The sequence below is a fragment of the Pseudactinotalea sp. genome, from assembly GCF_048594945.1.
Lineage (GTDB): Bacteria > Actinomycetota > Actinomycetes > Actinomycetales > Beutenbergiaceae > Pseudactinotalea.
In genome coordinates, this window is the sequence record NZ_JBMDXJ010000289.1 from 1 (window position 1) to 11,146 (window position 11,146).

At 70.8% G+C, this 11,146-nt stretch carries 11 protein-coding genes and 2 pseudogenes; 6 read left to right on the plus strand and 7 right to left on the minus strand.

Features of this window, described 5'->3' with window-relative positions; translation table 11 throughout:
- The 3 genes and pseudogenes from ACOJSN_RS12600 to ACOJSN_RS12610 form a co-directional block, all read left to right on the plus strand.
- A pseudogene (locus tag ACOJSN_RS12600) lies at positions 1 to 704 on the plus strand (F0F1 ATP synthase subunit beta); the annotation flags it as partial.
- Position 705: 1 nt separating this feature from the next.
- The gene (locus ACOJSN_RS12605; RefSeq protein ID WP_420112848.1) at positions 706 to 981 is read left to right on the plus strand and encodes a F0F1 ATP synthase subunit epsilon; all 276 of its coding nucleotides are present in this window, start codon (positions 706 to 708) and stop codon (positions 979 to 981) included.
- A 6-nt stretch (positions 982 to 987) separates the two neighbouring features.
- The gene (locus ACOJSN_RS12610; RefSeq protein ID WP_420112849.1) at positions 988 to 1,401 is read left to right on the plus strand and encodes a DUF2550 family protein; all 414 of its coding nucleotides are present in this window, start codon (positions 988 to 990) and stop codon (positions 1,399 to 1,401) included.
- On the opposite strand, the gene ACOJSN_RS12615 is transcribed toward ACOJSN_RS12610, so the two are convergent.
- Together ACOJSN_RS12615 and ACOJSN_RS12620 are read right to left on the minus strand one after the other, a co-directional pair.
- Positions 1,394 to 3,517, minus strand: coding sequence for a hypothetical protein (locus tag ACOJSN_RS12615; RefSeq protein ID WP_420112850.1), 2,124 nt, complete (start codon positions 3,515 to 3,517; stop codon positions 1,394 to 1,396). The two genes, ACOJSN_RS12610 and ACOJSN_RS12615, sit on opposite strands and share 8 nt — an antisense overlap.
- Complete coding sequence (locus tag ACOJSN_RS12620; RefSeq protein ID WP_420112851.1) at positions 3,514 to 4,818, minus strand: ABC transporter substrate-binding protein; 1,305 nt, start codon at positions 4,816 to 4,818, stop codon at positions 3,514 to 3,516. The genes ACOJSN_RS12615 and ACOJSN_RS12620 overlap by 4 nt, the downstream gene beginning before the upstream one ends.
- A 156-nt stretch (positions 4,819 to 4,974) precedes the next feature.
- On the opposite strand from ACOJSN_RS12620, the gene nucS reads away from it, so the two are divergent.
- Together nucS and ACOJSN_RS12630 are read left to right on the plus strand one after the other, a co-directional pair.
- Positions 4,975 to 5,670 (plus strand): endonuclease NucS, encoded by a 696-nt coding sequence (gene nucS, locus ACOJSN_RS12625; protein WP_420112852.1) that lies wholly within the window; start codon positions 4,975 to 4,977, stop codon positions 5,668 to 5,670.
- The gene (locus ACOJSN_RS12630; protein WP_420112853.1) at positions 5,670 to 6,875 is read left to right on the plus strand and encodes an N-acetylglucosamine-6-phosphate deacetylase; all 1,206 of its coding nucleotides are present in this window, start codon (positions 5,670 to 5,672) and stop codon (positions 6,873 to 6,875) included. Before nucS ends, ACOJSN_RS12630 begins: the two co-directional genes overlap by 1 nt.
- A 36-nt stretch (positions 6,876 to 6,911) precedes the next feature.
- Here ACOJSN_RS12630 and ACOJSN_RS12635 read toward each other — a convergent pair whose 3' ends face one another.
- The 5 genes from ACOJSN_RS12635 to ACOJSN_RS12655 form a co-directional block, all read right to left on the minus strand.
- On the minus strand, positions 6,912 to 7,763 hold the full coding sequence (locus tag ACOJSN_RS12635) for a shikimate dehydrogenase (RefSeq protein ID WP_420112854.1): 852 nt from the start codon (positions 7,761 to 7,763) through the stop codon (positions 6,912 to 6,914).
- Positions 7,764 to 7,772: 9 nt separating this feature from the next.
- Complete coding sequence (locus ACOJSN_RS12640; RefSeq protein WP_420112855.1) at positions 7,773 to 8,546, minus strand: enoyl-CoA hydratase/isomerase family protein; 774 nt, start codon at positions 8,544 to 8,546, stop codon at positions 7,773 to 7,775.
- A complete protein-coding gene (locus tag ACOJSN_RS12645; RefSeq protein WP_420112856.1) occupies positions 8,543 to 9,289 on the minus strand; it encodes a hypothetical protein in 747 nt (248 codons plus the stop codon). Before ACOJSN_RS12645 ends, ACOJSN_RS12640 begins: the two co-directional genes overlap by 4 nt.
- Positions 9,290 to 9,355: 66 nt before the next feature.
- Entirely contained in the window at positions 9,356 to 10,111 is a 756-nt protein-coding gene (locus ACOJSN_RS12650) for a CoA-transferase (RefSeq protein ID WP_420112857.1), read from the minus strand.
- Positions 10,108 to 10,884, minus strand: coding sequence for an SDR family NAD(P)-dependent oxidoreductase (locus ACOJSN_RS12655; protein ID WP_420112858.1), 777 nt, complete (start codon positions 10,882 to 10,884; stop codon positions 10,108 to 10,110). Before ACOJSN_RS12655 ends, ACOJSN_RS12650 begins: the two co-directional genes overlap by 4 nt.
- 55 nt (positions 10,885 to 10,939) lie before the next feature.
- Here ACOJSN_RS12655 and ACOJSN_RS12660 point away from each other — a divergent pair.
- Positions 10,940 to 11,146 (plus strand): annotated as a pseudogene (locus ACOJSN_RS12660) (hypothetical protein); the annotation flags it as partial.

The following is an 11,146-nucleotide window of genomic DNA, read 5'->3' on the forward strand; positions in this document are numbered from 1 at the left end:
ACGTCCAGAACCAGGACGTGCTGCTGTTCATCGACAACATCTTCCGGTTCACGCAGGCCGGTTCCGAGGTGTCGACCCTGCTGGGCCGGATGCCGTCCGCCGTCGGTTACCAGCCCAACCTGGCCGACGAGATGGGTCAGCTCCAGGAGCGGATCACCTCCACGCGCGGTCACTCGATCACCTCGCTGCAGGCGATCTACGTGCCGGCCGACGACTACACCGACCCGGCGCCGGCGACGACGTTCGCGCACCTCGACGCGACCACGAACCTCTCCCGTGACATCGCCTCGCGTGGTCTGTACCCCGCGGTGGACCCGCTGGCCTCGACCTCCCGCATCCTCGACCCGCGCTACGTGGGCGAAGACCACTACCGTGTGGCGAACCAGGTCAAGTCGATCCTGCAGAAGAACAAGGAGCTGCAGGACATCATCGCGATCCTCGGTGTCGACGAGCTGTCCGAAGAGGACAAGATCACGGTCAACCGCGCGCGCCGCATCGAGCAGTTCCTGTCACAGAACACCTACATGGCGGAGAAGTTCACCAGCGTGCCAGGCTCCACCGTGCCGCTCACCGAGACGATCGAGGCGTTCGACAAGATCGCCAACGGCGAGTACGACCACGTCACCGAGCGCGCGTTCTTCAACATCGGTGGCCTCGACGACCTCGAGCGCAACTGGGACAAGATCCAGAAGGAGCTTGGCTGACGTGCCGCTCAACGTCGAGGTCGTCGCGCCGGACCGCGTCCTCTGGGAGGGTGAGGCCAGCGCTGTGAGCGCGCCCGCAGCCGACGGCTCGATGGGTGTGTTGGCCGGTCACCAGCCGGTGCTGTCCGTGCTGCGGCCCGGCCGCGTGATCGTGACGCCGCTGCAGGGTGAGTCGGTCGAGCTCGAGGTCGATGGCGGCTTCTTCTCGGTCGACCACGACCAGGTGACGATCGTTCTCGACGCCTCGGCTGCTGCCGGGCTGGACTCCATCGGCTGACACGCCATGCCAGCAGCGTTCGTCATCGTCCTGGTGGTGACGCTGCTCGTCCTCGGGCTGGTGCTGCTGTTCCTGTGGCGGCTGCGGTCGATCGCTGCGCGGGTGGGGTCGTTCCAGTGCGCGCTGCGCACCGGCGCGCGGTGGGTTCCAGGGATCGCGAGCTACACGCGCGAGGCGCTGGTCTGGTACGACGTGGTGTCGCTGTCGCGGCATCCCCGGCACGTCTGGGACCGTGATGACCTGGTGATCCTCGAGCGTTCGGTGCGGCCCGGTCCGGTGCGCGACGGCGTGGTGGTGGAGGCGCGCTGCACGCATCACGCGCAGCCGGTCGAGATCGCGGCCGCGCCCGCCGCGTTCGACGGGCTGGCCGCGTGGCTCGAGGCTGCGCCCCCGGGCGCGCGCAGTAGCAGCGTCATCTGAGAACGGTGCCACCGGGGGAGCGGACGAAGCCCTCGTGGCGGACCTGCCAGTCCGCAGGAAACCCAGGCTGTGCCGGACCGTCGTCCCATCCCGCCGCCATCAGGCCGAGCGCGGCCAGCAGGCCGCCGTTGCCCGGCAGGTAGGCCGGCAGCCGTTCGTCCTGCCGATTGTGCCCGTTGGGTCCGTGCTCGTTCTTGGCGACCGGGGCGAGGAGGCCGTCGACGGCATCCTCCGGCCTGTGCAGTCGGCTCGCCGTCATCGCGATCACCGGGTAGTCCCAGCCCCATGTCGACGCCCAGTCCCAGTCCGCCAGCACCCGGTCGAGCGTGCGGCTGGCGACGTCCGGGTCGACCATGTCCACGGGGGGCACCACGCCGTAGGCCGCCAGCATCGACGGGTGGTCGGTGCGGATCGTCCAGGGGTCGACGCCGATCGCTGTGAGCTCACCGTCGCGCGTGAGCGGGCGGATCAGGCCGTCGGCGACCGCAGTCCAGGAGGCGGGGACCTGCAGGCTGAGCTCCTCGTGCCAGCGCCGCGCAACGAGCAACGCCCACCGCCAGTAGGCGAGCTCGAAGGTGGGATCCGTCACGCGCGCCCGCATGGCGCCGTAGCTCTCCTGCGCAGGCACCAGCGGCGGGCCGAGCCCGAATCCGCCGTGCGGGCGCGGCTCGGCGATGTCGGCCATGAAGTCCGCGGTCGCCGTGACGAGCGGAGCCCACCGGAGGCGCAACTCGTCGGCGCGCGCGTGCCGGTCGGCCGCGCGGTGAGCACGGATCACGAGCTCGGCGAGGTGGATCGGGTGTGGCTGCTGCCAGAGCAGGAAGGTCCCGATCTCGCTCGGGCTCTCACGCCCCTCGGGACCGACCTGTTTGGGCCACCTGGCGCCGTCGTACCCCTGGCGCTGCGCGGTGTCGCGGGCACTCTCGAGGATCGTGGCGTACCAGTCGAGGCTGGCCTCGATGAGTTCGGGGCGGCCCCAGAGCGCGAAGTGCGCGACGTGCCACCAGTGCATCTCGAGGTGCACCTTGCCGCGCCAGGAGTTGGTCAGCAGCCCTGTCTCCGACGGCGGCAGCGCCGCCGCGCAGTTGATGCGCGTGAGGTACTGCGACAGCACCGCCCGCCGCTCCAGCTCCGCGGCACGGGGGTCGTCGACGTCGCCGAGGTCCAACGCAGCTCCGGAACGCCAGAACGCTGGCCATGCCTGGCTGCTGGCGTCGAGCACCTCCTGTGCCGTGAGCGGGGGCGGCTCGTTCACGCCCGGCTCGCCCTCGCAGAGCTCGACCACCAGTCGCAGCGGCTCCGCCAGCGGCGGCACGACGGTGAGCTCGTGCGCACCCGTGCGTTCGACCTCGGCGTTGGTGGTGATCCAGGCGGTCCAGCGGGTCGCGTCGAGCTTCCGGTCCACCCGCCAGCGGTGCAGGCCGGTGGCGGGGTCGTCGGTCAGGGCGGCCACGCCGGTAGTGTGCGCCTGCGGCGAGGCCCAGTCGTCGGCCAGGGCCCAGGACTCCGAGCCGTACGGGAACGCCAGCCGAACCGGCCATCCGGTCCCCGAGACCACGGCGAGGGCGTCCCGGGTCGGATGCACCGCCGTCGTCACCGTGACCACCCGAGCGTGCTCGGGCGCGCGGAAGGAGCTGGTGAGGATCCCGGTCCACAGATCGAGGTCCTGAGCGAGGTCGCCGAGCCCGGTGATGGGTGTCGCCGTCACGAATCCGATCCGCGCCAGCTGCAGTCGGTGCGGGTTGTTGCGCAGCCACTCCTCGGCCTCGTTGCCTCGCACCTCGCCGATGCCCGGTTCGCGTGGGGTGAGGTCGACGTAGGGTCGCGGACCCCGCGTGGTCTCGTAGCGGCGCTCGGTCTCGGAGAGGTGGTACGTCCGGGGCGGGGGAGTGCTGTGCCATCCCCACTGGCTCATCGTGCCCAGCAGTGTGCCGGTGGCGCCGCGGTAGCGGTGTGGGTGGGCCTGCGGGTAGGTCTGCAGCCCGGTCACGTCGGCGGCGAAGCCGAGCGAGCCGTTACCGAGCTGCAGCGGCCACTGCGGCAGCACCTCGCGCACTCGCGGGCGGTGGCGCGCCACCAGCGCCTCGCGGTCGATCGGTTGCGTGGTGCCGCTCACGCGATGGCCTGCTCCGCCTGCTCGATCCAGCTCTGCGCCGCCTCGGCCGGTGTGAGGTTGCCGAACACGACCTCGCTCAGCAGCCGCGTGGTGATGCCTGCGACCTCGGTGGAGCCCGCAGGACCGATGACGAGCTGCTGCAGGTCCTTGCCACTCTGGTAGTCGATGTAGTCCACCTCGGCCTGCTCGCGGTCGTTCAGCTCGGGTGCGATCGCCTCCCGGATCGCTGCGCTGGTGGGCACGCCGCGGTCGGTACGGGTGATCGCGGCCGCCTCCGGTGAGGTGAGGAGGAAGGAGATCAGCGCGGCGGCCTGCTCGGGGTGCGCCGAGCGTGCCGAGATCGCGTAGTACTGCGAGGACTGCAGCCACAGACCGGGCTGGGGCGTCTCGCCGGGAAGGTCGAGCAGGAGCAGGTCCGCGCCGGATGCGTCCGACATCGAGGCCAGCGCGTTGCTCCAGGTCAGCATCATCGCGGCGCGACCGGTGCCGAGCAGAGTCTGCTCGTTGGGCAGGCCGTCCATCTCGGTGAGGACGGTCGCGGGCGGTGCCGCACCGGTCTCGGTCATGCGCTTGCTGGTCTCGAACAACGCGGCGAGGGTCTCGACATCGAGCCCCAGCTGCCCGTCGGGCGTGTAGAGCGCCTCGCCCCGCTGACGCGCCCAGCAGTCGATCGAGTCGTGCGTGAGCGTGCCGGCGGAGCCGTAGACGCCGTCGGGCGTGGCGGCGGAGATCCGCTCGGCGATGTCCTCGAACTCCTCCCAGGACCAGGTCCGGTCGTCGGGGAGCTCCACGCCCGCCTGTTCGAAGACCTCAGGGTTGGTCAGGACAGCGAGTGCGTTGACACCGGTCGTCGCGGCGTACTGCACGCCCTCGACCTGCCCGTTGGTCACGGTGGTCTCGTCCATGCTCGAGAGGTCGAGCACTCCGGCGACCTCGCCGAGATCGAGCAGCGCCTCGCGCTGCGCATACTCGGCGACGTACGCGCCGCCCAGGGTGATGACGTCGGGTGCGTCATCGGCCGCCGTCTGGGTGGCGAGCCTGTTGAAGTACGCCGAGAACTCGGCGGGCTCGGTGGTGACGGCGATGTCGGCGTGCTCGGCACGGAAGAGCTCGAGCGCCGCCTCGGTCATCTCGTGCCGTGGCGTGCTGCCCCACCAGGCGAACCGAATCGCGGTGCCACCCTCACCGGCCTCGGTGCCGCCTCCGGACGGGCTGCCGCCGCGTGAGCAGCCGGCGAGACCTGCCACGGCCGCGCCGCCCAGCGCGGTGAGGAGGAGGGTGCGGCGAGACATCGTCGACATGGACGCTCCAGATCGTTCGTCGTTGAAAGGGTTCACATCCGTGATCAGTCAAGCACGGGCTCCGCGTCGGCGTCCGAGGTTGCCGTGCCTTGCCGCTCGTCCTCGGACGGCACGACGGCGTCTCGCGCGCATCCCGGGCAGTAGCATCGATGACCGATGCGTATCGTCGTTGCGGACTGCTCGGTCGACTACTCGGGTCGGCTCAGCGCTCACCTTCCCCTTGCCCGCCGGGTCCTGCTGGTCAAGGCTGACGGCTCCGTGCTCGTGCACTCCGACGGCGGCTCCTACAAGCCGCTGAACTGGATGTCGCCGCCCTGCAAGCTGGCCGAATCAGCGCCGGACGAGGCACAGGCCGAGGCCGGTGTCACCGCGGTCTGGACCGTGCAGCACACCAAGAGCGACGACCGCTTGATCGTGCAGCTGCACGAGGTGCACGCCGACACCAGCCACGAGCTCGGCGTCGATCCCGGCCTGGTCAAGGACGGTGTCGAGGCGCACCTGCAGAAGTTGCTCGCCGAGCAGGTGGAGCTGCTCGGCTCCGGGCACAGCCTGGTCCGCCGGGAGTACCCGACGGCGATCGGGCCGGTCGACATCCTGGCGCGCGGCACCGGCCCGGGTCACGTGGCCGTCGAGATCAAGCGCCGCGGTGACATCGACGGCGTCGAGCAGCTCACGCGGTACCTCGACCTGCTCAACCGAGACCCGTTGCTCGCCCCGGTCAGCGGCGTGTTCGCCGCCCAGGAGATCAAGCCGCAGGCGCGCGTGCTCGCGACCGACCGCGGCATCCGTTGCCTGGTACTGGACTACGACGCCATGCGTGGCGTCGACGACGTGGAGTCGAGGTTGTTTTGATGTCAGAGACCATCCGCGGGGCCGTGGTCACGCCCGAGGCCGTGCTCACCGATGGTGTCGTGGTGATCGACGACGGCGTGATCACCTGGGTGGGGAGCGCCGAGTCGGCTGCTGGGGCGGGGTGGGGCGACGCCGTGGCGGCCGTGCCGGCCGCCCCGGATCGGGTGGTCCTGCCGGGTCTGGTGGACCTGCACAACCATGGTGGTGGGGGTGCGTCCTTCCCCGACGCGACGAACCTCGACCAGGTGAGCACCGCCGTCGGCGAGCACGCGAGGCACGGCACGCGGCACCCGGTGGCGTCGCTCGTGACCGCAGCGCCCGAGGTGCTGCGGGAGCGGGTCGCCCTGCTCGCAGAGGCGGCGGATCAGGGGCTGATCGCAGGGATTCATCTCGAGGGCCCGTTCCTGTCGACCGCGCGCTGCGGTGCGCAGGACCCGGACCTGATCATCGACGGGGACGCGGCGCTCACGCGTGAGCTGCTCGAGCTCGGTCGGGGGCACGTGGTGACGATGACCGTGGCGCCCGAGACGCCCGGTCTGCTGGGCCCGGGCGGCGTGCTGGCGGCCCTGGTCGAGGGCGGGGCGCTGCCCTCATGGGGACACACCGACGCCGATGCCACCACGATGCGCACCGCCGTCGAGGCCGGCGTGGTCGCGCTCGCCGCTCACGGCGAGAGCGCGCGCTCGGGGCGCGCCACCGTGACCCATCTGTGCAACGGCATGCCGCCGATCCACCACCGCGATCCGGGTCCGGTACCGACGGCGCTCGCGATGGCGGCGCAGGGGGCGCTCGTGGTCGAGCTGGTGGGCGACGGCACCCACCTGGCGCCTGAGTTCGTGCGCGAGGTGTTCGAGATGGTCGGTGCCGACAACGTCGCGCTCGTCACCGACGCGATGGCGGCCGCCGGCATGCCCGACGGGGTCTATCAGCTCGGCACCCAGGGCGTCAGTGTGTCCGATGGTGTCGCGCGGTTGGCCGACGGCGGCTCGATCGCGGGCGGCACAGCTCACCTCCTCGACGTGGTGCGGACCACGGTGGCGGCGGGCGTCCCGCTCCACGACGCCGTGCGTGCCGCCTCACTGGTCCCTGCCGAGGTCATCGGCCACCGGGAGGTCGGCCGTGCCTTCGGTGCCCTCCGCGCGGGGTACCGGGCGGAACTCGTCCTGACGGACCGCGCGTTGCGCCCGCTCCCGGCCGCGACGTAGAACTGGCTCTTCTGCCGAGCAGCGCGCGACGCCGGGTCAGGGGCGCGCGTGCGGATACGCGAACAGCGGCTCGGCCGCCTCGCGCATGATCGGGGTCGGGTCCGATGAACCAGTCCACCGCTGGAACGTGACGGCAGCCTGCCGGATGAGCATCTCCTCGCCGTTGAGGCAGGGGTTCCCGGCCGCTCGTGCCTGCTCGAGCAGTGCCGTGCTGCGTGGCACGTAGACGACGTCGTAGACCGCAGTGCTCGAGCCGAGCAGCGACACCTCGATCACGGGACCGGGACTCAGCATGCCGACGCTGGTGGCGTTGACGAACAGCTCCGCACGGGCCAGCTCACCCGCCAACAGTGGGTCGTCCAGGGCTAGCGCCGCGGTCTCGACGCCGGGTGCGAGCTCGGCCGCCAGCTCGGCAGCATGCGTGGCGGAGCGGCCGGTCACCGTGAGGTGCGCGGGTGCCTGCTGGGCGATCCCGTAGACGGCCGATCGGGCAGCACCACCGGTGCCGGCGATCACCACGCGGCACCCCGTGACCGGCCCGCCCATGAGGTGCTCGGCGCCGGCCATGAACCCGATCACGTCGGTGTTGAAGCCGACCAGGCGGCCGGTCTCGGTGACCTCGACGCAGTTGAGCGCGCCGATGGCCAGCGCGTCCGGCTCGATCTCGTCGAGCAACGGCATGATCGCCCGCTTGTGCGGTGCGGTGATCTGGAAGCCGTACCAGTGCTCGGCGCGGGCACGCTCGACCTCGGCCTCGAGCGCGGCCTCGGGGATGTCGCGCAGCAGGTACTCGCCATCGATCCCGAGCGCCGCGAAGGCGGCGTTGTGCATCGCGGGGGAGTGACGTCGCCTCAGAGGTGTGCCCAGCAGGGCAGCGATTCGGGGCACGACTCCTCCTCAGCGCCCGGTGAACCGGGGCGCGCGCTTGTCCTTGAACGCTCGCGCGCCCTCGAGCATGTCTGCGCTCGAGAACACGTCCTCGGACGCGTCGAGCTCCAGCGCCATGCCTTCGTCGAGCGGTCGGTCGAGCGAGGCGTCGATCAGCCGCTTGGCATGCCGCACCGCGAGCGGGCCGCGTGCCGCGACCTCGTCGGCCATCTCACGGGCGATGGTCAGCGCCTGGCCGCTGGGGACCACACGGTTGACGAGCCCGATCTGCTCGGCGCGCTCGGCCGTGATCAGCTCGCCGAGCAGAATCATCTCCTTGGCACGGCCGAGGCCGACGACGCGGGCCAGCCTCTGCGTGCCCCCGCTGCCCGGGACGACCCCGAGCCGCAGCTCAGGCAACCCGAGTTTCGAGTGCTCGCTCGCGACACGGATGTCGCACGAGAGCGCGAGCTCGAGCCCGCCGCCCAACGCATGTCCCTCGATGGCCGCGATGACCGGGACCTCGAGGACGGCGAGCTGGCGGTAGACCAGTTTCTCGAGCAGCAACTTGCCCTCCGCGCCCTGCCCGTGCAGCCCCTCGAACTCGGCGATGTCAGAACCGGCGCAGAAGGTGCGATCGCCTGCGCTGGACAGGACCACGACCCTGGCGTCCTCGTGCTGCGCGACTCGCTTCAGCGCCTCGCGAAGCTGCATGGTCAGCTCGCGGCTGACCAGGTTCATCGGGGCTGCCTCGAGGCGTACCTCGCAGCGTTGCCCCAGCGTGAGCGAGACCAAGCCGGTCATGTGGTTTCCTCCCGTGCGAAGTCGGCGGCCCCGCCCATGCGGCCGGGCCGGAAAACCCTGGGGTCCATCCGTCGGAGGTCGGGGGCGACCTGCGGGCGGAACCCCATCTGCGCCATCACGTCGCGCTCCACGTCGACGCCGTCGGCGACCTCGGTGAGCACCGGACCCTCGGAACCGAGCACGAAGACGGCCCGCTCGGTGATGTACGTGATGTGCTGGCCCTTCGCACGCGCGCGTGCGGCGCTGAAACTGATCTGCTTCACCGTGGGCACCAGCTTCTGCTGGCGGCCTTCCTGAGTGATCTGCAACGCACCGTCGACCACGCTGGTGCGCAGTCCGCGTGCGGTGAGGCTGCCCACGAAGTTGATGCGGCCCGTCCGGTTGGCGATGTTGATGAAGCCACCCGGCCCCCGCGGGCGATCGTCGAACTCGTGCACGTTCACGTTGCCCTCCGCGTCGATCTCGGCGAACGACAGGCTCGCGATGTCGAGCCCGCCGCCGTCGTAGAAGTCGAACATCGACGGCTGCTCGAGCATCGCCTGGAAGTTGACGCCCGCGCCACCGTCAGGGCCGCCTGCCGGGGCGCCACCGAAGATGCCCTGCTCGACCGTCAGCGTGAGGTCGCCCGTGATGCCCTCGGCCGCCGCGATCTCGCCGATCAGCTGGCTGACGCCGTAACCGAGGTTGCAGATGTCGCCGGGGCGGAACTCCAGCAGCGACCGGCGCGCGATGATCTCGCGCATCCCGACCTCACCCGTGGTGCGCGGTGCAGGGTCGGGCCGCCGCAACTGGCCCGCGTAGTACGGGGACTAGTCGGTCGCATAGGTCTGCGACTGATCCGGCACCACCATCACGTGGTCGACGAGCGCACCCGGGATGCGGACATCACGGGGCCGCAGGCTGTGCCGCTGCGCCAGGCCGGCTACCTGGGCGATGACGATGCCGCCGTTGTTGTGGGCGGCCATCGCCAGCGCGAGCGAGTCGCCGTGCACGGCCTCGGCCTCCATCGTGAGGTTGCCGTCTTCGTCTGCGGTGGTCGCCCTGATGACGGCGACGTCGATCGGCAGCGCCGGGAAGAACAGCCACTCGCGGCCCGCGAGCTCGACGACCTCGACCAGCTCCGTCGTCGTGATCTCGTTCTGCCGGCCGCCGGTCTGCCGTGGGTCCACGTAGGTGCCCAGGCCGACGTCGGTCACGAGGCCGGGCCGGCCGGCCGCCATCTCGCGGCACAAGGCCGACAGCACACCCTGCGGGAACGAGTAGGCCTCGAGCTGACCGGCGCGGACCATGGCGCCCAGGCGCGGCTCGTTGCCGATGTTGCTCGTGATCGTGCGCGCGTGCAGGCCGGGCAGCGCGAGCTGGGACATGCCGATCTCGGCGAAGTCTCCGATGCCGACCACTCTCACGGTCGTGAGACCGCTCGGTGCGCCGACCTGCGCGTAGGTCTGGGCGAGCGCCTCGATGAAGGCCTGCGGCACCGCGTGCCCGGCGCCGGAACCGCCGATCCAGACGGCGTCGCCGTTGTTGACGAGTCCGACTGCCTCCTGGGGCGTGACGAGCTTCATGGCATGAGTCCGCCGGCGTTGGGGCACAGCGTCTGCCCGAGGAAGAGGGCCGACTCGTCGGAGAGCAGGAACACCACGGCGTCCGCGACTTCCTCGGGTTCGGCGAACCTTCCCAAGGGAAGCTCGGCCATGCGCTTGCGCCCGATCTCGCCCTCCATCACCGTGCGGCCCATGTCGGTGTTCATCACGCCGGGGGAAACGGCATTGGCACGGATACCGCGCTGGCCGAACTCGCGCGAGATCGACTTCATGAGCGCGATCGAGCCGGCCTTGGCCGAGGCGTAGTGCGCGACGCCGGGCCACCCCACCTGACCCAGGCGGGAGGCGATGTTGACGATCGAGCCCCCACCGCCGTCGAGCATCACGGGGATCGCTGCCTGGCTTGCGTAGAACGCTCCGGTGAGGTCGGTGCGCATCACGTCGTCCCACTGCTCGGCCGTGATCTCGAGGAAGGGGTGCTCGGGCATGACGCCTGCGTTGTTGACCAGGCCGTCGAGCCGCCCGAAGGTCGCCACGGTCCAGTCGACGGCGTCGCTCACCTCGTGCTGGTTCCGGACGTCGAGTGCTCGGACCTCGCATCGGACGCCGAGCTCGCGTGCCTGGTCCGCGGCCTCGCGGGCGCCGTCATCGCTCGTGTGGTACGTCAGAGCGACGTCACCACCCGCCCTGGCGACCGCGAGCACGACCGAGCGTCCCAACCCGGTGCCACCGCCGGTGACCAGCACGACCTTGCCTTCGAGCCGACTCGCGCCGGCACCACTCAGGGAATTCATCGCCATCGATCCGATTTCCAGGAAGCGCTTTCAATTTCGGGTAGAGTCCCACGCTGTGAGCGAAGACGCAAGTGGGAGGGCATCCCGGACCCCCGTGATCGATGTGCACGCGCACCTGCTGCCCCCCTCGCTCCTCGCTCCGGGCGCGCTGCCGGACCTCGACCTGACCACGCTCCCGGCGCCCCCTTCGAGCCTCACAGACACCGAGCAGCGGCTGCGCGAGATGGACACCGCCGGGGTGGACCGACAGGTTGTCTCGCCC